Source organism: Affinundibacterium fentianense, assembly GCF_018139545.1.
GTDB lineage: Bacteria > Pseudomonadota > Gammaproteobacteria > Burkholderiales > Burkholderiaceae_D > Undibacterium > Undibacterium fentianense.
In genome coordinates, this window is sequence record NZ_JAGSPJ010000001.1 from 292,467 (window position 1) to 315,894 (window position 23,428).

The window sequence follows — 23,428 nt, forward strand, 5'->3', positions numbered from 1 at the left end:
CATAGTTCGCAATTTCACCACAAAAGCATGACCAAAGTCCAGTGCAAAGTAAAAAACTTAACATGTCTTATATAAGACATAAGATATCGATTGACACAATCTAGACAGCGCAATAAACTTGCGCACGCAAGGATGATTTAGCGCAAAAATGTTTGCAATATAAGTTGAAATGATTCAGAGCGATCAGCACAATAAAAAATTTAACCGATTGCATTTGTTATTCAGCGTTATTATTTCAGTTGACCATTCATTTGTACTAAATTCCCAGCAGATTCATGGTTAAGCTGGACATGAGTCAAATTTAGCTAAACTGAAACCCCAATTTTATTCTCGGTTTAAAGCATTACAATATTATTTTTACACCACTGCGGAGAAATACCATGTCTAAATCCCCTATGCGCGTTGCCGTCACTGGCGCAGCTGGCCAAATCGGCTATTCCCTCTTGTTCAGAATCGCCAATGGCGACATGCTGGGCAAAGATCAGCCAGTTATTTTGCAATTGTTAGAGATTCCTGATGAGAAAGCTCAAAAAGCGCTGAAAGGCGTGATGATGGAAATCGACGATTGCGCCTTCCCATTGTTGGCTGGTATGACTGCGCACAGCGATCCAATGACAGCATTCAAAGATATCGACGTTGCTTTGTTGGTTGGCGCACGTCCACGTGGCCCAGGCATGGAACGTAAAGATTTGCTCGAGGCGAATGCGCAAATTTTCACAGTTCAAGGTAAAGCACTAGATGCAGTTGCATCACGCAATGTGAAAGTCTTGGTCGTTGGTAATCCAGCCAATACAAATGCATACATCGCGATGAAATCCGCGCCAAACCTGCCATCTAAGAACTTCACAGCGATGTTGCGCTTGGATCACAACCGTGCATTGTCACAAGTTGCGGCTAAAACAGGCAAAGCAGTGGCTGATATTGAAAAATTGTGCGTTTGGGGTAACCACTCTCCAACAATGTACGCGGATTATCGTTTCGCTACTGTTGCTGGTCAATCAGTCAAAGACATGATCAACGATCAAGAATGGAACAAAGACGTATTCTTGCCAACAGTAGGCAAACGCGGCGCTGCCATTATTGAAGCGCGTGGCTTGTCTTCAGCAGCTTCTGCTGCAAACGCGGCGATTGATCACGTACGTGATTGGGTCTTGGGTACAAACGGCAAGTGGACAACTATGGGTATCCCATCAGATGGTTCCTACGGCATCCCAGAAGGCACGATGTTTGGCTTCCCTGTTACAACAGAAAACGGCGAATACACGATTGTTCAAGGTTTGGAAATCGATGAATTCTCTCGTGAGCGTATCAATGTCACACTCAAAGAATTGCAAGAAGAGCGTGATGGCGTGAAACACTTAGTTGGCTAATTTGTTGTAATAAAGACGTCGATGGTATGAAGGTATCTTATATCATCGACGTACACGGAATTCGTGGAAAGTAAATAAGAAAAGCGTTACAAGTGCGGCGCTAAAAGTGCGTGAAAAGTGCGTGAGTTTTTTCACAATACGATTTTAGTCGATTTGCGCTCTTTATTATGCTCAAGATATTGTTTATCAAGGGCACACAATTTCATTTTCGTCGTCTAACAATTTGTTTTCCCTAAACGATTCGCCATTGATTTCTCCAAAGATGCATCCATCACAGGCTTTATTCGAAGATCAACTCGCACCAATTTTCTTACCAGCATGCGACCACTATGCCGGATCAGAAAAATTGATGCTGAAATCCTTGAATCTACAGAACGATCTTGGGCCTATCTTTGACATCACATTCGACTGTGAAGATGGTGCAGCCATTGGAAATGAATTGGCTCACATACAAATGTTAGCCAGTCTTATTGGTTCTGATGACAATCAATTTAATCGTATTGGCGTGCGAGTCCACCATAGCCAACATCCGAGTTTTCAGCAAGACTTACAGGAGCTTTTACGGACAGAAGCGACCTGCAAAAAATTAGCCTATATCGTTTTGCCAAAGATTAATTCTGTCGAAGAAGTCAACGCGGCAATCGACCACATCAACCAGCTATCATTAGCGCAGGGGCGTGCTCAGATTCCCATTCACGTCTTGATTGAAACTCAAGCTGCGCTGGCACAAGTGCAATCATTAGCAGCGAATCCGCAAGTTGAATGTTTGTCGTTTGGCATTATGGATTTTGTTTCATCCCACTGGGGCGCAATTCCTGCGAGCGCCATGCGTTCACCGGCGCAATTTACCCATCCGCTCGTAACACGAGCCAAATTAGAAATTTCTGCAGCATGTCATTTGCACGGCAAAGTTCCCTCACATAGTGTCACTACCGATTTTAAAGATCCGTCAGTGACTCTTAGCGACGCGACGCGTGCCAACCAAGAGTTTGCCTACACACGAATGTGGAGCATACATCCAAGCCAAATTAAGCCCATCTTGAAAGCCATGGCACCACGCAGTGCGGAAATCAATGAGGCAAGTGCTATTTTGCTCGCTGCGCAAGCTAATCAATGGGGGCCGATAGAAATGCACGGTCGTTTACATGATAGAGCTAGTTATCGCTATTATTGGACTGTCTTAAAGAAAGCAAGTATCAGTGGCGTCAATCTGCCTGAAGGTGCACAATGTTTGGTCTAGATCGGACAATTGATTAGGATAATTCATTTGAATAATGAATTTAGAAATTGAGAGAAACTGTAATTCGTTTATTTTGGAATTTTTGAGGGCACTATGAATCGTTCACTCCCCGCAACACAAACAATCGCAAGAATAGTGATGAGTTTGTGCGTTTTTGCATTGTCTGCCTCGTCTGTAACAGCTAATGCTGCGGAGGGGGCTGCCAGCCCCAAGAAGTCCAGCATCGCCGGCAAAGCGAAATCAAGCAAGCACGCCAAAGCGGATGCCAAAGCAAGTGAAATTGATAATATAGAGCCAGAGCCAAGCATTGAACAAAGTGATGACACTGAATACAAGTGCGAGTTGGGCAATTCACTTGTGATGTATGCACATCCTGAAGATAATCAAAGTATCGCAATGCGTTGGAAAAATCGTTTATATAAATTGACACGCGTGGAAACCTCCACTGGAGCACATCGTTACGAAAATCAAAAGGTCGGTTTGTTGTGGATCAATATCCCATCAAAAGGAATGTTGTTAGATTCTCGTCGGGGCCATCAACTTGCGAATGAATGCAAGAGCACAAAAGTTGCTAGCCTAGGTACCACTGAGACTCAGGTTAAATAAGACTCAAAGATAAACACCGTATGCCCTAAAGCGCAGCAACTTCATTACATTATTTTTTAGTTTGTTTTTCTAATTTTTTCGTTTTAAATTCGTATCACCTCACTTCATTGTTCATCATCGAATATAAGGAACAGCCATGAGCCAAGCCAACTATCAAGACGCGTTTAAAACGCTGAAAGATTTTAAAATCACTGACACCAAGAAAGGTAAATTCTTTTCTTTGCCAGCACTCGAAAAAAATCTGGGCGTAAAAATTTCACGTTTACCAGTGTCCATTCGTATCGTGTTGGAATCCGTCTTGCGTAATTGCGACGGCAAAAAAGTGACCGAAGAACACGTCAAACAATTGGCGAACTGGGGTGCAACAGCGGCTCGCACTGACGAAATTCCTTTCGTTGTGTCACGCGTCGTTTTGCAAGATTTCACTGGCGTTCCTTTGTTAGCTGACTTAGCGGCGATGCGTAATGTCGCTGCAAAACAAGGTAAGAATCCAAAAAATATCGAACCATTAGTTCCAGTGGATTTGGTAGTTGATCACTCCGTACAAATCGATCATTTCCGTGAAAAGAAAGCCTTAGATTTGAACATGAAATTGGAATTCTCTCGTAACAACGAGCGTTACCAGTTCATGAAATGGGGTATGCAAGCATTTGATACTTTCGGCGTAGTTCCTCCAGGCTTTGGTATCGTGCATCAAGTTAACTTGGAATACTTAGCGCGCGGCGTCCATAAAGCGGCTGATAAAAAGAAAAATGATGTGTACTACCCAGATACATTGGTAGGTACAGATTCCCATACCACCATGATCAATGGTATCGGTGTAGTTGGTTGGGGCGTTGGCGGTATCGAAGCTGAAGCCGGCATGCTCGGCCAACCGGTCTACTTCTTGACACCTGACGTAGTCGGTGTGAATTTGACTGGCGCATTGCGCGAAGGTTGTACAGCGACCGACTTGGTATTGACCATCACAGAAATGCTGCGCAAAGCAAAAGTGGTTGGTAAGTTCGTTGAATTCTTCGGTGAAGGCACACGTTCTTTGTCTTTGACAGACCGCGCAACGATCGCCAACATGGCACCAGAATACGGTGCAACGATGGGCTTCTTCCCAGTGGATGAAGCGACGATCGACTACTTCAAAGGTACAGGTCGTACTAAAGCTGAAATCGACGCATTTGAAGGCTATTTCAAAGCACAAAAAATGTTTGGCATTCCGAAAAAAGGCGAGATCGATTACACCACTGAGTTGACGTTAGATTTGGCTACAGTAGCACCGTCTTTAGCTGGTCCAAAACGTCCACAAGATCGTATTGAAATCGGCAATGTCAAATCCACTTTCGCCGACTTGTTCAGCAAACCGACTTCTGAAAATGGTTTCAACAAAAAAGCAGAAGATTTGGGCGCGGTCTACACCAATGCGGATGGCGTTAAAGTGAAGAACGGCGATGTCTTGATTGCTGCAATCACTTCTTGTACCAATACTTCCAATCCTAGCGTTTTGTTGGCAGCTGGTTTGTTGGCGAAGAAAGCCGTGGAAGCAGGTTTGAAAGTGCCTACGCATATCAAAACCTCCTTAGCTCCTGGCTCCCGCGTAGTCACCAAATACCTAGAAGCAGCAGGTCTCTTGCCCTACTTGGAAAAACTCGGCTTCGGCGTCACCGCTTATGGCTGCACAACCTGTATCGGTAACGCAGGTGATTTGACACCAGCGATGAACGAAGCGATCGTGGCAAACGACATCGTTGCTGCCGCTGTATTGTCAGGCAACCGTAACTTCGAAGCACGTATTCATCCAAACATTCGCTCTAACTTCTTAGCATCGCCACCATTGGTCGTTGCTTACGCAATTGCTGGTAATGTCACAAAAGATTTGATGACAGAACCTGTTGGCCGTGTCAAAGGCAAAGACATTTTCTTGGGTGATATCTGGCCAACAAGTGCAGAGATCAACAAGTTGATGAAGCATGCGATGAATTCCAAAACGTTCAAAGAGAACTACGCTGACGTTAAAGGTGCTCCAGGTAAATTGTGGGAAGACATCAAAGGCGTGGCTGAAGGTGAAGTCTACAACTGGCCAGGTTCGACTTACATCGCTGAGCCGCCATTCTTCGCAGATTTCACCATGGAACCAAAGGCAGCAGCAACGGGCATCACTGGTGCGCGCGCATTGGGCGTGTTCGGTGACTCCATCACCACTGACCACATCTCCCCTGCCGGCTCCATCAAAGAATCCAGCCCAGCTGGTAAATGGTTGAAAGAAAATGGCGTATTGAAGGCGGACTTTAACTCTTACGGTTCACGTCGTGGTAACCATGAAATCATGATGCGCGGTACGTTCGCGAACGTGCGTATCAAGAACTTGATGATTCCTGCGAAAGAAGATGGTTCCCGTGTTGAAGGCGGCGAAACATTATTCCAGCCAACTGGCGAACAGATGGCAATCTACGACGCAGCGATGAAATACGTTGCTGAAGGTACGCCAACCATGATCTTCGGTGGCGAAGAATATGGTACAGGCTCTTCCCGTGACTGGGCTGCAAAAGGAACGCAATTGTTGGGCGTCAAAGCCGTTATCGCGAAATCTTTCGAACGTATCCACCGTTCTAACTTGGTTGGTATGGGCGTCTTGCCATTGCAATTCTTGGGTAGTGACAGCGTTGATTCTTTAGGCATTACAGGTAAAGAATCTTACGACCTGAAAGGTATCGAAAACGATATCAAGCCACAACAAGAAGTCACTTTGGTGATCAATCGCGAAGATGGCAGCAAACAAGAAGTAAAAGTTTTGTTGCGTATCGATACACCAATCGAAGTTGACTACTACAAACACGGCGGCATCTTGCCGTTCGTGTTACGTCAGTTGTTGGCTGCGTAAACTAGAGCGCTAGGACGGCTAGATGAATAAAAAGGGACGAAGCTTTTGGGTTTCGTCCCTTTTTTTGTGATTCGACCGTAAAGGTTCAGTGCAAAGTAGATGTGAGTGCGCGGTAAATTTCTAGCTTGATCGTTTTTTGATAAGTAACAAAGACAGGCTGAATTAGGGTGCTAGTATCTAAGAGTAAGTTAGTTAATGGAACAATCCGCCACGAAAATAATAAGTGCTTTTTGTGGCGTCATTTTTTGCTCTCGCATTATATTTTTTTAAATTACTTGCTTCACCATTTTGCTTAACGCGTTTTGCCCAACAAATATACGGTGCCCGATATGCCACAGCTAGCCTCAAATTTTATCGTCATCGACGCGAAACAAGCAGCAACCGAGATTCCAGTAACACCTAGCATTTACGAGGAACTCGACGCAAATTTTGAGCAATTTAAAGGATGCATGTTGGTGTCGGAATACACGTTTTCATCCGACTGGCCAACATGGGAAATGCATCCCCACGGAGATGAAACGCTTTATCTTATTTCCGGAGAAGCTAGTTTGTTGTTATACGCTGACGGTGTAGAGCGCCAAATTGAATTAAATACACCAGGGAGTTTCGTCATTGTTCCAAAGGGAACCTGGCACACTGCCCTCGTGAAAAAGAGTTGTAGGATTTTATTTATTACACCTGGCGAAGGTACGATAAACGGTGTCGATCCACGCCCTCAAACGCTTGGGAGCTGATCACTAAGCAGCCAATACGAAGCTGCTGATTTCTTAGTAACCGGGTTTTATCATCGCCATCGAGATTGCATTAAAACTGTAACACCTAAATTATTTTTCGTTTTTTTAACTTAGTAAAAGAGGAGTCTATATGTGGAAAGCACTAGTCGGTTTTTTGGTTTTTGCAGCAATCGCTTTATTCTTTATTTTCAAAGCAGGCGATAAGATGGACATGCAGGGCGAAGCGGGTGCGCATTCTGGTGCAGCCTCTGAACACGCTTCAGCTCCGGCAGCATCTGCGTCAGCAAGCGTTGTAGCACCAGTAGTAGAGGCTTCTGCGACTGCAACTTCATCAGCATCAGCATCAGCAACTGAAGCAACACCTACTGCTAGTTCTGCAGCGGCATCTGCCGCTAGCAAATAATCAAGACCTTGTTATTTGAGAAGAGGTGATTTTCCACATAGAATTTTACCTCTACTCGATCGGCGATACTGATCATTGAAAAATTCCTGCACTGATTCATTTTATCAGTTCAATACTCGTCTAATTTCCAGCTAACTTTGGCAGCATTTTTTCGCACGAAGCGTATGAATGTCACACCTAACAATTAAAGTGTTAGCATTTTGATGTAATGAATATTGTCTACGTTGAGCACCAATCAAGACTGCGCAAAATGGATTAAATCATCACCGGCCAAACGATATTTAACCCACTCGGCTTGCGCCTTTGCACCAACAGAGTCATAGAAATCAATCGCAGGTTGATTCCAATCCAAAACACTCCATTCAAAGCGTCCACATCCCTCTTCCACAGCAACTTGAGCAAGGTGGCGTAAGAGGAATTTGCCTGCTCCCAAACCACGATGTTTTGGTGAGACATACAGATCTTCTAAATACAGACCTTTTTTGCCTTGCCACGTAGAGTAGTTGTAAAAATACACGGCGAATCCAATGGGTTCGCCATCTTTCTCACAAATCAATGCTTTTGCAGGAGAGTCAGAAGAAAAAATACTGCTTTCAATTTCTGCGATGCTAGCTTTTACTTCATGCTCTGCTTTTTCATAGATCGCTAATTCCAGAATAAAGCCATGAATAGTGGATGCGTCGGATGGAGCTGCTTTACGAATACGAATTGTCAAAATGAGCCTCGGTTTATTTTATAAATTAATTACAGTTGATCTAAAGACTGCGCTATATCGGCGATCAAATCATCGACATCTTCTAGTCCAACATTGAAACGCACTAAAGTCCCCTTCTCGCTCCAATTTTCGCGCATGGTTTCGATACGATAAGGAACACAAAGACTATGGGAGCCGCCCCAGCTAAAGCCTATTTTAAATAACTTCAATTGATTCACGAATTGATCGGTTTGCTCCTCCGAAAATTTCTCGTGAAATAGTACTGAGAACAAGCCCCCTGCCCCAGTGAAGTCACGCTGCCAAATCGCATGACCAGGACAATCTTCCCACGCTGGATGTAATACTTTAGCGATTTCAGGTCGTGTCTTTAGCCAAGCCGCAAGCTTACGCGCAGCAAGATCGTGTGCTTCAAAACGTAATTTCAAACTTTGCAGACCACGTAAAACCAAATACACATCGTCCATACCCACGCCCAAGCCGAGACGCATGTGGGTCATCAACAAGCGATTATTCAGCTCTTGATCTCGGGTAATCACCGCCCCCATCAAGACATCAGAACCACCGCTTTGATATTTCGTTAGTGCCTGCATGGAAATATCGACACCATGCTCAAACGGTTTGAATGCGAGCCCAGCGGACCAGGTATTGTCTAGGGCGACCAATACACCTTTACCATGCGCTGCATGACAAATTGCCGGTATATCGGCCACTTCCATCGATACCGATCCAGGTGCCTCTGCCCAAATCAATTTGGTGTTTGGCAAAATCAAATCCGCAATCCCTGCGCCTATCATTGGATCATAAAACCGCACACTAATACCAAAGCTTTGCTTTAACCAAGCGCCCAATTCTTTATTGGGGCCGTAGGCATTATCGGGAATTAGTACATCATCGCCAGTTCCAAGAAAACTCAAACTCACCAAGGTAATCGCCGCCAATCCGCTTGGTGCAAGCACACAATAGGAACCACCTTCAATCTGAGCAATTTCGGCCTCAAGTTGAAAACTCGTTGGCGTGCCATGCAAGCCATAGGTATAAGTCGACTTATTCAGCCAACTCCGTGCGCGCATTGCAGCGACATCTTTAAACAGCACCGTTGATGCATGGTGAATCGCGGTTGGAAATGCAGAAAATCCTTCGGGTGCTTTAAAACCGGAATGGACAATCGCGGTATTAGTTCCTTGAGTCTTTTTATTCATCATCTCTTCAATCAATTATTCCATCAATTTATTGGACTGACGCAAAACCATCTCTGACGGCGTTGCAATCAGGAAGTTACTTCCCTTCGCACTGGCAGAGCAACCTGGGCATAAGCTAATCAAGAGCCAGCGATAGTAGGGGCTGTTGTGCGCAGTTCTTATTTATTCCTAATATAACTATCAAAATTTTTCGTAAAAAAAGGGCGATAACGCCCTTAATTAAAGCTCACCAAAATCAGACTTGCGCAATATAACATCGTCCAGGCTTTGATTTAAACCAAGAAAATCCTGATTAAAAAGTAGCGCAGTCAACATCATTATTGCGAAAATCTTTCGGGTGATTAAATCGCTTCACCCCATAGATCGTGTGCATCTGCTGCGGTAATTGTGACGTCCACAAATTCACCGACTTTCAATTTACGATGAGGTTCAAATGGTGGCTTAACATACACAACACCATCAATTTCTGGCGCGTCAGCAGCACTTCGTCCTACACCGCCACTGCGATCCAAACTATCGATCAATACGCGCATCGTTTTGCCCACTTTGGCTTGCAAGCGTTTCTTTGAAATTGTTTCTTGCAATTCCATGACGCGACGACGGCGATCTTCCCTCACCTCATCTGGCAACTGATTCGCCAATTCATTTGCAGTCGCTCCTTCAACTGGTGAATAGGCAAAACAGCCTAGGCGGTCAATCTCTGCTTCTTTCAAGAAGTCGAGAAGATATTCAAATTCTTCTTCTGTCTCACCAGGAAAGCCTGCGATAAAGGTGGAGCGTATCGTAATTTCTGGACACATCTCACGCCATGCCTTGATTCGTTCGATATTTTTTTCGCCGCTGGCTGGACGTTTCATACGTTTCAATACGTCGGGATGCGCATGTTGTAAGGGCACATCGAGATACGGCAACACGTGACCGTTGTTCATAAACGGAATAATTTGATCAACGTGTGGATACGGATAGACGTAGTGCAGACGCACCCAAGCATCGTAGCGTTTTGCCAATTCACCGAGTGCCTCGACCAATTGCGTCATATGCGTCTTAACCGGCTTACCATCCCAGAATCCTGTCCGGAATTTCACATCGACGCCGTAGGCGCTGGTATCTTGAGAAATGACGAGTAATTCTTTCACACCCGCCTTAAATAAATTCTCAGCTTCGACCATCACTTCGCCGATTGGACGCGAAACGAGATCACCACGCATAGAAGGGATAATACAAAAACTACAGCGATGATTGCAGCCTTCGGAAATCTTGAGATAAGCAAAATGTTTAGGGGTGAGTTTGACGCCCTGTGCTGGTACCAAATCAATGAAAGGTTCATGTGGTTTTGGTAAATGCTCATGCACCGCACTCATCACTTCTGTCAATGCATGTGGTCCAGTCACCGCCAATACTTTAGGATGGATACTCTTAATCAGATCATTGCCTGCAGCGTCTTTTTTGGCGCCCAAGCACCCCGTGACGATCACTTTCCCATTTTCATTAAGTGCTTCCGCAATGGCATCTAAGGACTCTTGCACAGCTGCATCGATAAATCCACAGGTGTTGACCACGACCAAATCGGCTCCATCATAGGATTTCGCCGTCTCATAGCCTTCAGCGCGGAGTTGAGTGAGAATTTGTTCTGAATCGACTAAGGCTTTCGGGCACCCGAGGGATACAAAGCCTACTTTTGGCGATGTATTTGTCGATGCAGATTGAGGAGTTTCGTTGGACATAATAAAAAAGGATACAAAGCAATTCGCTATTGTACCCTTTCTACACGACTTACTAAAGCGCAAGAATGCAGACTAAATTCGCCTTAAATTCAATTCAAGCGTTTGAATTAATTACTTTTTCTTGTCATCTGAGGCGAACGGAAATCCAAACATATTCTTAGACTGATTTTGCATTTGTTCTTGCATTTGAACAAATAAATTTTTGCTTTGGTCAATGTAATTGCCCATCATACCCTGCATCATTGGCCCTTGCACATTCATGAACTGTGTCCACATTTCGGGACTAAACGCCTTCCCATCAATGCCACCTGCCGCACCTTCAGTTAATTTATTTTGAATATCTATAAACGCTTGAATATTTTTTTCCAAATACGAGCCCATCATGCCCTGCATGGCATGTCCGTAATAACGGATGATCTGTGCCAATGCAACACTAGAAAACATAGGCGCACCGCCAGCTTCGGCTTCCAAAATAATCTGCAATAAAATACTACGCGTCAAATCCTCGCCTGTTTTTGCATCCACCACTGCGAAGTCGTCGTTCTCCATGACAAACTGTTTGACGTCCACCAAAGTGATGTAACTACTGGTTTGGGTATCGTATAAGCGACGATTTGGGTATTTCTTGATCAAATGCTTGCTTATTTTTTTTGTACTATTCATTGCATTCTCGTTTAAAAACGTCATTTAAAATCGAATCAAAAGGTGTTCGATAGCCTTTTGGATTAACGAACACCTCTGGTGAATTTTACGGTATCGCTTGTGCTGCAAACCATATGCTGCAGAACAGCATTATACTTAGTGCAAAATTCTTGGGAATAGTTCAACCGCAATAGCGATCAATTACCCCATATGTAAACCACCGTTGATAGAGAAGTCCGATCCGGTTGCATAACCGCCCTCTTCAGAGGCAATCCAAGCAACGATCGATGCAATTTCTTCAGGTTCAGCCAAACGTTTTACAGGAATACCTGCCACAATTTTTTCCAATACATCGGGACGAATTGCTTTTACCATGTCTGTACCAACATAGCCAGGTGATACTGTGTTTACAGTCACACCTTTGGTCGCGACTTCTTGCGCCAAAGCCATTGTAAATCCATGAATCCCCGCTTTTGCAGTGGAGTAATTTGTTTGACCGAATTGTCCTTTTTGGCCGTTCACTGAAGAGATGTTAATGATACGTCCCCAACCGCGGTCAACCATGCTCTCTATCACTTGTTTCGTGACATTAAACAAGGAATTCAAATTTGTATCGATGACGGCATCCCAATCTGCTTTACTCATTTTGCGGAATTGACCGTCGCGGGTGATCCCTGCGTTATTGACTAAAACATCAATCTCACCGATCTCAGCACGCACTTTTTCAAATGCAGCACGAGTTGACTCCCAATCTGAAACATTGCCTTCGGAAGCATGGACGTCGTAGCCTTCTGCACGCATATCCGCCAACCATTTGTCTTTACGTGGAGAATTTGGACCACAGCCGGCAACGACTGTATAGCCATCCTTGCACAAACGTTTACAGATTGGTGTCCCGATTCCACCCATACCACCAGTTACATAAGCAATTCGCTTTGACATTCTTCATCTCCAGAGTTTTTTTGAAAGACCCAACTTATTACTACAATCGTATTACTTCAATCGGCACGAACTTGAACATATCGCCCTGGTGCATGCTCAATCTCACTATACCCTACCGCCCCGACTTTGGCGGGGGCTTTTATCATTTTTCCACCATGATCTGCCAAAAATGTTGCCCATTCAGGCCACCAACTACCGGGACGCTCCTCTGCATGATCTAGCCATGTTTGCGGATTCGCATCTAATTTTTCATTGATCCAGTAATTACGTTTATTCTTCGAGGCCGGATTAATTACCCCAGCGATATGACCTGACGCACCTAAAACAAATCGATTGCGGTTCGACTTCTTTGGATTGAGTATTGAACAAGAGGCGTACGCTGCTTGCCACGGCACAATATGATCCTCCCTTGACCCATAGATAAATACAGGCGCGTCGATCTTCGATAAATCCACTGCACTTCCCGCCACCTGCAATTTGCCAGGCACACGCAAGCTATTTTCGAGGTAGGTGTGACGCAAATACCAACAGAACATCGGTCCCGGCAAGTTAGTACTATCTGAATTCCAATATAAGAGATCAAATGCTGGTGGTTTTTGCCCTTTTAAATAATTCGATTGAACATAATTCCACACCAAATCATTCGGACGCAAACTTGAGAATGTACTCGCCAAATCTCGTCCCGGCATTAACCCACCATGCCCTAAGGTCTGCTCTCGCATACTAACTTGAAGTTCATCGACGAAGACATCCAAGACGCCTGTATTTGAAAAATCCAATAAAGTTGTCAACAAAGTCAAACTACTTGCTGGATGATTGCCTCGATTGGCGAGTACGGCCAAGGCTGTTGAGACGATCGTTCCCCCTACGCAAAAGCCAAAAACATTCAACTTATCTTGCTTTGTAATCCGCTGTACAACTTCAATCGCTTGAATCGCGCCCAATTCAATATAGTCGTCCCAAGTCAGGTCGGCCAGAGAGAGATCAGGATTTACCCAAGAAACAAGAAATACAGTGTGCCCTTGTTCAAGAGCATATCGGACCAAAGAATTTTCTGGTTGCAGATCTAAAATGTAGTACTTATTAATACAAGGAGGAACCATCAATAGTGGGCGTTGATGCACTGTTTTTGTTAATGGCTTGTACTGAATCAATTGGAATAAACGATTCTCAAACACCACGGATCCTTCGGTCGTGGCGACATTTTTACCCACTTGAAAAGCAGCTTCGTCCGTCAGAGAAATTCTTCCTTTTTTGAGGTCCTCTAACATCTGCGTAATTCCTTGCATCAAACTTTCGCCTTTTGTTTCAATTAGCTTTGCTTGTGCCTCGGGATTTGTCGCTAGAAAATTCGCCGGTGATGCCGCATCAATGATTTGCTGAACTGCAAATCGTATTTTCTGTTTTTTCTTCTCGGTGGTTTGGACGGCTTCGGTCAATAAGCCAAGAAAACGCGCATTTAATAAATAGATTGCGACGTTATACGCATGGGTTGCTTGTTGGTGCCAATCATTCGAAGCAAAGCGACGGTCACTGAACTCAGGAAGTTTTGAAGTCAAAAAATCCTGCCAAAGTTGTCCAAGCTCGACAAGATATTCTGATTGCAAACGGCCCAAAACCTGAGGATCGATTTCAGCACCAAGCTCTTTAAGCATTCCAAGTATGGACGAGTCAGCACCAAAAAGATTTGACGTATTTGCGCTTTGCTTTTGCATCCATTCGTTCCACGGATTGTGCTGCAACAGTTGTTGCATCCAGTTCGTATACATCGCTTGCGTATTTTCACTCATTATGCAAATTCCTCGTTTTAGAGTATTGTCGCGTCTATCTAATTCCAAACGCACCACGTTTTCTTTATTGATAACGTCACTTATTTGAATCAATATGGCTTTTTTGTATCTTATCGCAATCGCATGGATTTATGTCGTATTACTGATGTCTCTGGCTGAATCATCGGCAATTGCTGGTGTCATGACTTTTATTTTTTACTGCGTTATTCCGTTAACATTGGTGTTATATATACTTAGTTCGCCCGCTAGAAAACGAAAAATTCGTGAACTTGAACGCCAATCGCGAGAGAAATCAAATTAACTAAGTGATCCAAATCCAGCTTGCCATCCTGCCTGTGATTTGTTCTCGCCGAAACGAATAAAACAACTCTTTCTGTGTGAACGTACAAAATTCACCGCCTGCAATACTTTTTATACCTTGCTGTTGGAGCACAATTCTTGCCAAACCGTATAGGTCAGCCAACCACTTACCCTGTTTTGGCGTATCCACAAAACAGGGGCGAAAGCGACTCGATTTCGAAACGAATGCGTGAAATACATCCTCTCCAACTTCGAATGCCTGCGGTCCAATTGCTGGCCCCAACCAAGCAGTGACTGCGCTTGCTCCTGCGTGACGCATCGACTCGACCGCCGATTCGACCACCCCGTTGAGTAGACCGCGCCAACCTGCATGAACTGCACCAACAGCAAATCCATCTAGAGAAGCCAACAAGATGGGCAAACAATCGGCTGTCAATACAGCGCAGGTTAAGCCCGCTTTTGTCGTATAGATCGCGTCAGCAGCTGGCACATCATTTGGCGGGACATGCTCGCCATTGACACATATGATCCCATGCTTTTGTGATAAGAATGTGACAGGTGCAGGCATAAAATCGCCAATGCATTGTCGATTCGTCTGAACTGCATTGGGTTGATCACCAACATGATCACCCAAATTTAAACCATTATCGCCATCAATATCGCCATAGGGTCCGTGACTAACCCCGCCTATTCGCGTACTGGAATAAGCCATGACATTTGAAGGGCAGTCTGGCCAGTCGGGTCGAATTAGTGTTAGCCCTGTTTCATCGTCGCAGATCAAACTCATTGTGCTGGCATACCCGCTTGACTAATCAATTCAACAAAATCGGCCTCTAGAGGAATGCTCCATTCCATGGCAGATCCGGAAATTGGGTGAATTAGACCTAGCTTTCTCGCTTGTAGAGCTTGGCGCGCAAAAAATCTTGCCAAATGTTGTTTACCATAAAGCGTATCGCCGACGAGGGGAAAACCAAGTGAAGCCATGTGGACCCGAATCTGATGAGTTCGACCCGTTTCTAAGTGACAAGCAACCAAACTAACTGGAAAACGTTCTAGCATTCCGGTTGCAAGCCTGTCATAGTGGGTGATTGCGGGCTTCGCCAATACACTATGCGACACCGCCATCTTTAGCCGATCACGGGTGTGCCTTGCCATCGCAGCGTCAATCGTCCCATGACTGCTTGGCGTGCCCCAAACCAATGCAGCATATTCTCGTTTAACAGTCCTAGCTTGCAATTGACGCACTAATTCGGTTTGTGCAATTAGGGTCTTCGCGACCACCATTAAGCCTGAAGTGTCTTTATCAAGTCGGTGCACGATCCCCGCGCGAGGTACCATCGCGAGAGCTGGTCGATGAAATAGAATACCGTTTAATAAAGTACCCGACCAATTTCCAGCGCCTGGATGCACAACCAATCCAGCCGGTTTATTAATCACCATGATTGCATCATCTTCATACACGACATTGAGAGGAATATCCTCCGGCGCGAACGCATTCTCATCGGCTGCGGCTTGCGGTTGAACCTGCACCACTTCCCCGCCTAACATGGTTGTCTTGATTTTTGATACTTTTCCATCCACGAGCACATGCCCTTGCTCAATCCACTGCTGAATTCGACTTCTCGAATAGTCGGGAACCAGTGTGGAAAGTACTTTATCTAAGCGCTGTCCGCAGATACTATCCGGCAACTTAATTTCAATCTTTTGTAATGTTGATCCCTTGAAATCTTCGCCCCCATGGTCAATTTCATCGAGATCTAACTCAGTATCGGTTAAAATCATTTCGTCTTTTGGTATAACATTAATTGCCATCGGCTATAATCCGTTCATTATTCTCATGCACTTGCGAAGCTTATGCACATTAAATACATAAAATTGTTTGGTTTGGCTCTATCGATATCGCTGGCTGGCTGTGGCATTTTCGGCGATAAAGTAGAGGAAAGTAAAAATTGGTCCGCTGAGAAATTATACGCTGAAGCAAAGGACGAACTTGCTTCGGGTTCTTATGAACGCTCGGTTCAACTGTTTGAAAGACTTGAATCAAAGTATCCATTTGGAACTTATGCTCAACAAGCACAATTAGAAATTGCCTATGCTCACTACAAGCAAGGAGATCAAGCGCAAGCTCTTGCCGCAGTTGATCGCTTTATAAAATTACATCCAAACCACGCGAATGTTGATTACATGTATTACTTACGAGGCTTGATCAACTTTAATGATGACATGGGCTTTTTCAGTTTTATTGCGAACCAAGATATTACCGAACGTGACCCTAAAGCCACCCGTGATTCATTTGATGCCTTTAAAGAACTCGTCACGCAATTCCCAAATAGTAAGTATACGCCAGATGCGATTGCTCGTATGAAATATTTAGCAAATGCATTAGCGCAGTACGACTTGCACGTTGCTAAATATTATCTGCGTAGGAATGCCTATGTAGCAGCCGCAAATCGAGCACAGTCTGCAATAAAAGAATATCCTGATGCGCCGGCAATTGAAGAAGCCTTGGTGGTACTCATTAAGGCCTATGATGCGATGGGGATGATCGAATTGCGAGATGATGCGAAGCGTGTGTTCACGATGAATTTCCCCAAGAGCAATTTAATTGAGACTTATGGAAACAAAAAGTCATGGTGGAAATTTTGGAGCTAAGTAAACTGAGCTCATAAAAAAACAAAAAAGCTGCAATTTTGCAGCTTTTTTGTTTGACGATTTTCAAACTGCAAGTTAAACCCTCAAGAATTGTTTAATTTTCGACGAAAAATCCAAGCCGAAGCAGAACTTTCTTCTTCGATGAAGCGGTAACCATCACGATCAAAAGTTTTTATCTGTTTAGCTTCAGTAATATTATTCTCAGCACAAAATCGCACCATCGCACCACGGGCCTTCTTCGCAAAAAAAGAAATCACTTTATATTGGTTATTTGAGTAATCCTGAAAGATAGGTTGAATCACGGGAAACCCCAAAAGCTTGAGCTTTGCAGCTTTCGCATACTCATCCGAAGCGAGATTCAATACGCATTTTGCATTAATAATTTGCATATCCTCTTTAATTTGCCCGAGCAACTTATGGCCCCAATAGGCGTATAAATTGGTACCAGCCACGTTATTCAACGGGGTGCCCATTTCCAAACGATAGGCGAGAATCTTATCTAAGGGCCTTAATAAGCCATACAGGCCAGATAATATACGCAAATGTTTTTGCAGGTAGCTAACTTCTTTTCTGAGCATAGTACGAGCCTGAAGGCCATCGTACACGTCACCATCAAACGCAAAAACAGCCTGTCGCATCGACTTCCCATTCCAATCACTAGCAAGCTCTTGAAAACGCTTCACATTCAATTCTGCTAACTCAGGTGATATTTTCATGAGTGTTTGCAAATCTGCGGACTCTAAATTGGAAGCCAATTGAGCTAGGTATTCGACTTCCGGTAAGAAGCGAAGTTCAGTTGAAGTTTTTAAAGGGATCGGCGAGGTGAAATCAAGACTTTTTGCGGGAGACAACAAAATCAGCATAAAATGAAATAATCAAAATGATCAAATAAAGGAATATAAAGCTCGCTTCAAGAAAAGTATTGGGCTTTCAATAAACACTATGAAACTAAAGATTGTAATCGACACCAATGTTTGCTTGGATCTTTTCGCGTTCAAGGATCAACGTTGGCAAGCGATGTTCGAAGCTTTACAAAGAGGCGAATTGTACGCGATTAGTCGTTCAGACTGCCGCGAAGAGTGGTTGGCGGTTCTGCATTACTCACATTTACCCATTGACGACAAAACTAGGCCGGGAATTGCACTACTTTTTGACCAATATATAAGAGTCGAGACACCTGCACCGACCTTAGAACGATTACCAATTTGCAGTGACAAAGACGATCAAAAGTTTTTGGAAATCGCGCGCGACGCGAGGGTCGATGTATTGATTACAAAAGATAAAGCACTGTTGAAATTAGCAAGAAAAATTCGTCACATGAATTTATTCTCAATCGAGACACCAGAGAGATTTTTGCTGAGACTAGTTGCAAATTCGCAAGCTTTGTAAATAAATTCACTAAATGCACAATAAAGTGATGACAAATTTTGTTGCTCAGGGTTATCCTTACGTCATGCAAGTCAGGTTGCCATGAGTAAAGTTTTTATCATTTCGAGAAGTTAGTCAGGCGACTTTAGGCACCCATGTTGAGTTGAAATGCCCTAATTTGCACAAACTATATTTCAACCGACAGCAGCGCATCAAAATATTAGAATTAGGAGAGAGAACCATTATGACTGATTCAGCAGATGATCTAGATGCATTGTTTGAAGAGATGTCCAATCAACGTGAGGTCACTGCACCTTTGACAGCTTCAAGCGCCCCGCAAGAAGAAACGCATATTGACACCCAGCACAACAAACTTTCGTTGATGCTTGATAGCGAGCAGGCTGGTAAGCCCATGTTTGATCGGCTTGGTGGGCTTGTCAGGATGATGCATGACTCGATGCGGGAACTGGGCTATGACCGATCACTTTCTGATGTGGCGTCGCAAATATCCGACGCACAAGGTCGACTCGAATACGTCGCTACGCTGACCGAGCAAGCCGCGAACAAAGTGCTAAACGCAACCGACGTTGGGATTCCCGAACAGGACCAACTTGCAAAAAATGCGAAAGATGTCGAAGATCGATGGAATACCTTATTCGCCGGAAAAATGAGCGTTGACGAATTCAAATTGCTTGCATCCGACTCTAAGTCTTTTGCGAATAAAGTAATCGCTTCCACCGATGCAGAAAAAGCGCGTCTGCTAGACATTATGATGGCCCAAGACTTTCAAGATCTAACCGGGCAACTGATCAAGAAGGTATTGGTCATAACTCAGTCGGTCGAGAGAGAATTGGCACAGATTTTATTGGACAACGCCCCGACTGAGCTCAAAGAAAAAGCGATAGAATTGATGGAAGGACCGTCCGTGCCAAATGCAGCCTTAGAGCAGGATGACGTAGATAATCTACTTGATAGCTTGGGATTCTAAATGGACGACATGCTCAAAGAATTTGTCGTTGAGGCACTCGATCTCGCGGTCAATGTCGAGGAGCATTTGCTCTCTCTACAGAGAAACCCTGAAGATATGAATACGCTTAACGCGGTATTTAGATCGTTCCACACAATCAAAGGCGGTGCGGGTTTTATGAACCTTACCGCAATGGTTTCGGCATGTCATTTGACCGAAAATCTTTTCGACGCCCTGCGTACTGGTAAATCGCCCGTTACTCCTCTCGCGATCGAGGCTGCACTTGAGGCAAGCGGATTCGTATCAGATCAACTCACCGCGTTAAACAATGGCACAGATCCTGACCAGTTATCAACGATGCCAGCAGCATTGGAACAATTGCTAAATGATGCGATCGAGGGTAAAACAGGCTCGTCGCCAGTCGCAGCAAAATCCTCCCCTGCTCCCGTGGTAAGTCTGGAAGTTGCCACCAATGTGCCTCCTGGTAACGAGGGAGATGTTCCTTGGGATGCCTATTATCGCGCAGTCGTTCCTGCGGGCACCTTGCCGGAAGTAGTCGCCATCAACCCTGTCATCAAACAGGAACAAGAGGCAGTCAAATCATCACTTGCCAGTAACGAAATCAAACAAAACGCACCTGTTAAAGAGGAAAGCATTCGGATTGACGCGGTTAAACTTGATGTTTTGTTAGAGGTCGCTGGCGAGTCTGTTCAGGCGGCAAATCAAGCTGCGGTCTTACTAGAAAAACTTTCTCAATTTCCGTTTGACGGAGACGCCGCACCTTTGATGTCAGCGCTCACCGAAACACTTAACCGCGCGTCACGTTATTCAACAGAGTTGCAACGTGCTACTTTGGCGACACGTATGCAACCGGTCGGTCGTTTATTCCAAAAGTTTCCTCGCCTGATTCGCGAATTAGCTAAGGATCTCGGCAAAGAAGTCGATCTTGAAATTTCCGGTGCAGAGACTGAGGTAGATCGTGTAGTTGTCGATAGTTTGTACGATCCTTTGGTTCACATGCTTCGCAATTCACTTGATCATGGAATTGAGTCTTCAGAAGAACGTTCACAAACGTCAAAACCTGCTCGAGCGAAAATTTTATTAAAGGCTTGGCAAGAAGCCAGCAGCGTCATGATCGAAGTCACCGACGATGGCAAAGGAATGGACGCAAATCGCCTGCGTGAAAAAGCGATCGCCAAAGGTTTAATTAGTACCCACGAAGCACGTACCGATGATGAAGCGTTCCAACTGGTATTTCTTCCAGGTTTTTCCACGAAAGAAGTCGCTTCGAGCGTCTCTGGTCGTGGAGTCGGCATGGATGTTGTAAAGACCGCTGTAGAACGCCACCGTGGAGCGATACGGATTAATTCACAATTAGGTCGTGGTACGACGTTTATAATTCGGCTCCCGATCGAACTTTCGATCGTCCCAACGATGCTCGTAAGAACCGCTGGTGCTTCATTGGCGCTACCGATGGCAACAGTTCAACGCGTGGTTGAGCTTCCAGAAACATTTGAAAGTGTTGGTGGGCAACCCGTCTTGCGTGATTTAGGAAGACCACTGCCAATCCGATCACTTGGTCAAGTTTTAGGCTATGAAAAGAGCACCGAACGCGTTGGCATTGTGATCGCGGCACCGAATCCTTATATCATTTCGGTGGACTCAGTTGACGGTACGTCTGATCTGGTTATTAAACCTCTGACTTGTATTTCGACACCGGGCATCACAGGCACAGCAAGGTCTGCCGAGGGTGAATTAGTCTTGGTTATTAGTTTATCTTTCTTGTTGGATGGTTGCAAAGTCGTCGAGAGAATTGGTGCTTAGAATCCAATTAGAGCCTATATTGCCTTAATTTATTCTCTAACTGTACGAGATGCAAATTCGAAGCGATTCGTGATCATTGCCCCATTTATACAAGGATTCTTAGACTCTGTCAGAATGGCGTAATCTTCTTACGTTATTCTGATAGTCATGACGCAATTTGCCATCAACTCGAGTTCGGCGCTTAATTTCGAAAATCGATACGCCAGCCTAAGTAAAAATTTCTTTACTCCGCTAGACCCAACACCGCTTAAAAATCCGTATTTGATCACACGCAATGTTGATCTATTGCAGAATCTTGGACTCGCACCGGAGCTATTAGATCAACAGGAAATCCTCGAAGTATTTTCAGGAAACCGGGTCCACCAAAGCAGTAGACCAATTGCAACTGTGTACTCAGGCCATCAATTTGGGATTTGGGCTGGCCAACTGGGTGATGGTCGGGCAATTCTATTGGGTGAACTTAAGCTCCAACACTCCCAAGAGTCGCTTGAAATTCAACTAAAAGGAGCTGGAGTCACACCTTACTCCAGAATGGGCGATGGTCGAGCGGTCTTGCGTTCCTCGATTCGAGAGTATCTCTGCTCTGAGGCAATGGCAGCACTAGGTATTCCAAGCTCGCGTGCACTTTGCCTAATTGGATCCGATCAGTACACGATGCGCGAAATGCCCGAAAAGACTGCAGTCGTTACGCGTGCTGCAACTAGCTTTATTCGCTTTGGAAATTTTGAGCACTGGTATTACAATCAAGCCTCCAGCGAACTGAAAGAGCTCGCCGATTTTGTTATCTTCAACTACTACCCAGAATTGCACGAGCGCGACAATCCTTATCTTGGATTGCTCGAAGAAGTCATCAAGCGCACTGCGACCTTAATTGCGCATTGGCAATGCGTCGGTTTTATGCATGGCGTACTCAATACGGACAACATGTCGATATTAGGTATAACGCTAGACTACGGGCCATTTGGCTTTATGGACGGATTTAATCCTAGTCACATTTGCAATCATAGTGATACCCAAGGGCGCTACGCCTATCATATGCAACCAGAAATTGGGCATTGGAATTGTCATGCGCTGGCTCAGGCAATGTTGCCCCTCATCGGTGATATCGAACAAACGCAAAGCGCGTTATCAAACTATATTACCGATTTCAAAACCGCCTATCACGCCAATATGCTGAAGAAAATAGGACTTTATGAAGAAACAGAAGATGATCAAACACTTTACGAATCCTACCTTGAAATCATGGCAAATGGTTTGACGGACTTCACGCTTGCTTTTAGGCGTCTTAGTCAGATTTCTAAACACAATGAGGATCAAGATCAACAACTCCGTGATCTTTTTATCGATCGATCAGGTCTTGATGCCTGGCTAAGGCAATATCGTCAGCGTCTGCAAAGAGAAACATTAAGTGATGAAGAACGCCGTATTCGGATGAACTTAATTAATCCAAAATTTGTATTGCGTAATCATCTCGCCCAGCAAGCGATTCAAAAAGCTGAAAATAAAGATTACACAGAGTTGCATACTCTGTCGCAGGTTTTGAAGCGTCCTTTCGATGAACAATCTGAATTTGAGGCCTACGCTCAACTACCTCCCGACTGGGCAAGCGAAGTTTCAGTAAGTTGTTCATCATAAGATAAATTAGCTATTTCATCACGGGGGAGGAATCCAGAATGTTTAAAATCAAAAAAACTGATGCCGAATGGTGCAATCAATTGTCTGAAATGTCTTACCGCGTTACCCGCCAAGCAGCAACCGAACGGGCATTCAGTGGTCAATTTTGGGACCACCACGAAGTTGGCATTTATACCTGCGTTTGCTGCAACACTCCACTGTTTGAATCAGATGCCAAATTTGATTCTGGCTGCGGCTGGCCAAGCTATTTCAAAGCACTTAATCCCGAACATGTGAAGGAAATCCCTGATCACTCACATGGAATGACGCGCACTGAAATTGTGTGTAATATCTGCGACGCGCATTTGGGACATGTCTTCCCCGATGGCCCGGCCCCAACCTATCTCCGCTATTGCATTAATTCTGCATCATTAGCTTTCAAACCGACCTGAGGTATTTATCAATC

21 protein-coding genes are annotated in these 23,428 nt (G+C 44.6%); 12 read left to right on the plus strand and 9 right to left on the minus strand.

Annotation, left to right across the window (positions count from 1 at the left end; genetic code table 11):
* Nucleotides 1-380: 380 nt before the first annotated feature.
* From KDM90_RS01265 to KDM90_RS01290, 6 genes are all read left to right on the plus strand, one after another.
* Nucleotides 381-1,370: a malate dehydrogenase gene (locus KDM90_RS01265; protein WP_212673799.1), complete on the plus strand. Its 990-nt coding sequence runs from the start codon at nucleotides 381-383 to the stop codon at nucleotides 1,368-1,370.
* Between the two features lie 262 nt (nucleotides 1,371-1,632).
* A complete protein-coding gene (locus KDM90_RS01270) occupies nucleotides 1,633-2,610 on the plus strand; it encodes an HpcH/HpaI aldolase/citrate lyase family protein (protein WP_212673800.1) in 978 nt (325 codons plus the stop codon).
* A gap of 93 nt (nucleotides 2,611-2,703) precedes the next feature.
* Nucleotides 2,704-3,216 (plus strand): hypothetical protein, encoded by a 513-nt coding sequence (locus KDM90_RS01275; protein ID WP_212673801.1) that lies wholly within the window; start codon nucleotides 2,704-2,706, stop codon nucleotides 3,214-3,216.
* 136 nt (nucleotides 3,217-3,352) lie between these two features.
* The gene (gene acnA, locus KDM90_RS01280) at nucleotides 3,353-6,088 is read left to right on the plus strand and encodes an aconitate hydratase AcnA (RefSeq protein ID WP_212673802.1); all 2,736 of its coding nucleotides are present in this window, start codon (nucleotides 3,353-3,355) and stop codon (nucleotides 6,086-6,088) included.
* Nucleotides 6,089-6,417: 329 nt separating this feature from the next.
* Nucleotides 6,418-6,822 carry a cupin domain-containing protein gene (locus tag KDM90_RS01285; RefSeq protein WP_212673803.1) on the plus strand — a complete coding sequence of 135 codons (405 nt, stop codon included), beginning with the start codon at nucleotides 6,418-6,420 and terminating at the stop codon, nucleotides 6,820-6,822.
* Between the two features lie 130 nt (nucleotides 6,823-6,952).
* Nucleotides 6,953-7,225, plus strand: coding sequence for a hypothetical protein (locus tag KDM90_RS01290; protein ID WP_212674506.1), 273 nt, complete (start codon nucleotides 6,953-6,955; stop codon nucleotides 7,223-7,225).
* Between the two features lie 235 nt (nucleotides 7,226-7,460).
* Here KDM90_RS01290 and KDM90_RS01295 read toward each other — a convergent pair whose 3' ends face one another.
* From KDM90_RS01295 to KDM90_RS01330, 8 genes are all read right to left on the minus strand, one after another.
* A complete protein-coding gene (locus KDM90_RS01295; RefSeq protein ID WP_212673804.1) occupies nucleotides 7,461-7,940 on the minus strand; it encodes a GNAT family N-acetyltransferase in 480 nt (159 codons plus the stop codon).
* A 29-nt stretch (nucleotides 7,941-7,969) separates the two neighbouring features.
* Nucleotides 7,970-9,142 (minus strand): cystathionine beta-lyase, encoded by a 1,173-nt coding sequence (locus tag KDM90_RS01300; RefSeq protein WP_212673805.1) that lies wholly within the window; start codon nucleotides 9,140-9,142, stop codon nucleotides 7,970-7,972.
* A gap of 338 nt (nucleotides 9,143-9,480) precedes the next feature.
* Nucleotides 9,481-10,863, minus strand: coding sequence for a 30S ribosomal protein S12 methylthiotransferase RimO (gene rimO, locus KDM90_RS01305; protein WP_212673806.1), 1,383 nt, complete (start codon nucleotides 10,861-10,863; stop codon nucleotides 9,481-9,483).
* Between the two features lie 111 nt (nucleotides 10,864-10,974).
* Complete coding sequence (gene phaR / locus KDM90_RS01310) at nucleotides 10,975-11,526, minus strand: polyhydroxyalkanoate synthesis repressor PhaR (protein WP_212673807.1); 552 nt, start codon at nucleotides 11,524-11,526, stop codon at nucleotides 10,975-10,977.
* A gap of 180 nt (nucleotides 11,527-11,706) precedes the next feature.
* Nucleotides 11,707-12,447 carry a 3-ketoacyl-ACP reductase gene (locus KDM90_RS01315; protein WP_212673808.1) on the minus strand — a complete coding sequence of 247 codons (741 nt, stop codon included), beginning with the start codon at nucleotides 12,445-12,447 and terminating at the stop codon, nucleotides 11,707-11,709.
* 56 nt (nucleotides 12,448-12,503) lie between these two features.
* Nucleotides 12,504-14,237 carry a class I poly(R)-hydroxyalkanoic acid synthase gene (gene phaC, locus KDM90_RS01320; RefSeq protein WP_438947419.1) on the minus strand — a complete coding sequence of 578 codons (1,734 nt, stop codon included), beginning with the start codon at nucleotides 14,235-14,237 and terminating at the stop codon, nucleotides 12,504-12,506.
* Nucleotides 14,238-14,538: 301 nt separating this feature from the next.
* Nucleotides 14,539-15,324 carry a peptidoglycan editing factor PgeF gene (gene pgeF / locus KDM90_RS01325; RefSeq protein ID WP_212673809.1) on the minus strand — a complete coding sequence of 262 codons (786 nt, stop codon included), beginning with the start codon at nucleotides 15,322-15,324 and terminating at the stop codon, nucleotides 14,539-14,541.
* Nucleotides 15,321-16,349: an RluA family pseudouridine synthase gene (locus KDM90_RS01330; protein ID WP_212673810.1), complete on the minus strand. Its 1,029-nt coding sequence runs from the start codon at nucleotides 16,347-16,349 to the stop codon at nucleotides 15,321-15,323. The genes pgeF and KDM90_RS01330 overlap by 4 nt, the downstream gene beginning before the upstream one ends.
* Nucleotides 16,350-16,391: 42 nt before the next feature.
* On the opposite strand from KDM90_RS01330, the gene KDM90_RS01335 reads away from it, so the two are divergent.
* The gene (locus tag KDM90_RS01335; protein ID WP_212673811.1) at nucleotides 16,392-17,189 is read left to right on the plus strand and encodes an outer membrane protein assembly factor BamD; all 798 of its coding nucleotides are present in this window, start codon (nucleotides 16,392-16,394) and stop codon (nucleotides 17,187-17,189) included.
* Nucleotides 17,190-17,272: 83 nt separating this feature from the next.
* On the opposite strand, the gene yaaA is transcribed toward KDM90_RS01335, so the two are convergent.
* Complete coding sequence (gene yaaA, locus KDM90_RS01340) at nucleotides 17,273-18,052, minus strand: peroxide stress protein YaaA (RefSeq protein WP_230409539.1); 780 nt, start codon at nucleotides 18,050-18,052, stop codon at nucleotides 17,273-17,275.
* Between the two features lie 79 nt (nucleotides 18,053-18,131).
* Between yaaA and KDM90_RS01345 the strand changes: the two genes are divergently transcribed.
* From KDM90_RS01345 to msrB, 5 genes are all read left to right on the plus strand, one after another.
* Nucleotides 18,132-18,578 carry a putative toxin-antitoxin system toxin component, PIN family gene (locus KDM90_RS01345; RefSeq protein ID WP_212673813.1) on the plus strand — a complete coding sequence of 149 codons (447 nt, stop codon included), beginning with the start codon at nucleotides 18,132-18,134 and terminating at the stop codon, nucleotides 18,576-18,578.
* Nucleotides 18,579-18,801: 223 nt separating this feature from the next.
* Entirely contained in the window at nucleotides 18,802-19,545 is a 744-nt protein-coding gene (locus KDM90_RS01350; RefSeq protein WP_212673814.1) for a protein phosphatase CheZ, read from the plus strand.
* Complete coding sequence (locus KDM90_RS01355; RefSeq protein ID WP_212673815.1) at nucleotides 19,546-21,348, plus strand: chemotaxis protein CheA; 1,803 nt, start codon at nucleotides 19,546-19,548, stop codon at nucleotides 21,346-21,348.
* Nucleotides 21,349-21,495: 147 nt separating this feature from the next.
* On the plus strand, nucleotides 21,496-22,983 hold the full coding sequence (locus tag KDM90_RS01360; protein ID WP_212673816.1) for a protein adenylyltransferase SelO: 1,488 nt from the start codon (nucleotides 21,496-21,498) through the stop codon (nucleotides 22,981-22,983).
* Between the two features lie 38 nt (nucleotides 22,984-23,021).
* The gene (gene msrB / locus KDM90_RS01365; RefSeq protein WP_212673817.1) at nucleotides 23,022-23,414 is read left to right on the plus strand and encodes a peptide-methionine (R)-S-oxide reductase MsrB; all 393 of its coding nucleotides are present in this window, start codon (nucleotides 23,022-23,024) and stop codon (nucleotides 23,412-23,414) included.
* The last annotated feature ends 14 nt before the right edge of the window (nucleotides 23,415-23,428 follow it).

Coding starts and splice junctions, on each gene's coding strand:
- KDM90_RS01270 (WP_212673800.1), top strand. CDS start 1,633: ATGCATCCATCACAGGCTTTATTCGAAGATCAACTCGCACCAATTTTC.
- KDM90_RS01330 (WP_212673810.1), bottom strand. CDS start 16,349: ATGGCAATTAATGTTATACCAAAAGACGAAATGATTTTAACCGATACT.
- KDM90_RS01345 (WP_212673813.1), top strand. CDS start 18,132: ATGAAACTAAAGATTGTAATCGACACCAATGTTTGCTTGGATCTTTTC.
- KDM90_RS01300 (WP_212673805.1), bottom strand. CDS start 9,142: ATGATGAATAAAAAGACTCAAGGAACTAATACCGCGATTGTCCATTCC.
- yaaA (WP_230409539.1), bottom strand. CDS start 18,052: ATGCTGATTTTGTTGTCTCCCGCAAAAAGTCTTGATTTCACCTCGCCG.
- pgeF (WP_212673809.1), bottom strand. CDS start 15,324: ATGAGTTTGATCTGCGACGATGAAACAGGGCTAACACTAATTCGACCC.
- msrB (WP_212673817.1), top strand. CDS start 23,022: ATGTTTAAAATCAAAAAAACTGATGCCGAATGGTGCAATCAATTGTCT.
- KDM90_RS01275 (WP_212673801.1), top strand. CDS start 2,704: ATGAATCGTTCACTCCCCGCAACACAAACAATCGCAAGAATAGTGATG.
- KDM90_RS01355 (WP_212673815.1), top strand. CDS start 19,546: ATGGACGACATGCTCAAAGAATTTGTCGTTGAGGCACTCGATCTCGCG.
- KDM90_RS01290 (WP_212674506.1), top strand. CDS start 6,953: ATGTGGAAAGCACTAGTCGGTTTTTTGGTTTTTGCAGCAATCGCTTTA.
- phaR (WP_212673807.1), bottom strand. CDS start 11,526: ATGAATAGTACAAAAAAAATAAGCAAGCATTTGATCAAGAAATACCCA.
- KDM90_RS01360 (WP_212673816.1), top strand. CDS start 21,496: ATGACGCAATTTGCCATCAACTCGAGTTCGGCGCTTAATTTCGAAAAT.
- phaC (WP_438947419.1), bottom strand. CDS start 14,237: ATGAGTGAAAATACGCAAGCGATGTATACGAACTGGATGCAACAACTG.
- KDM90_RS01350 (WP_212673814.1), top strand. CDS start 18,802: ATGACTGATTCAGCAGATGATCTAGATGCATTGTTTGAAGAGATGTCC.
- acnA (WP_212673802.1), top strand. CDS start 3,353: ATGAGCCAAGCCAACTATCAAGACGCGTTTAAAACGCTGAAAGATTTT.
- KDM90_RS01265 (WP_212673799.1), top strand. CDS start 381: ATGTCTAAATCCCCTATGCGCGTTGCCGTCACTGGCGCAGCTGGCCAA.
- KDM90_RS01335 (WP_212673811.1), top strand. CDS start 16,392: ATGCACATTAAATACATAAAATTGTTTGGTTTGGCTCTATCGATATCG.
- KDM90_RS01285 (WP_212673803.1), top strand. CDS start 6,418: ATGCCACAGCTAGCCTCAAATTTTATCGTCATCGACGCGAAACAAGCA.
- rimO (WP_212673806.1), bottom strand. CDS start 10,863: ATGTCCAACGAAACTCCTCAATCTGCATCGACAAATACATCGCCAAAA.
- KDM90_RS01315 (WP_212673808.1), bottom strand. CDS start 12,447: ATGTCAAAGCGAATTGCTTATGTAACTGGTGGTATGGGTGGAATCGGG.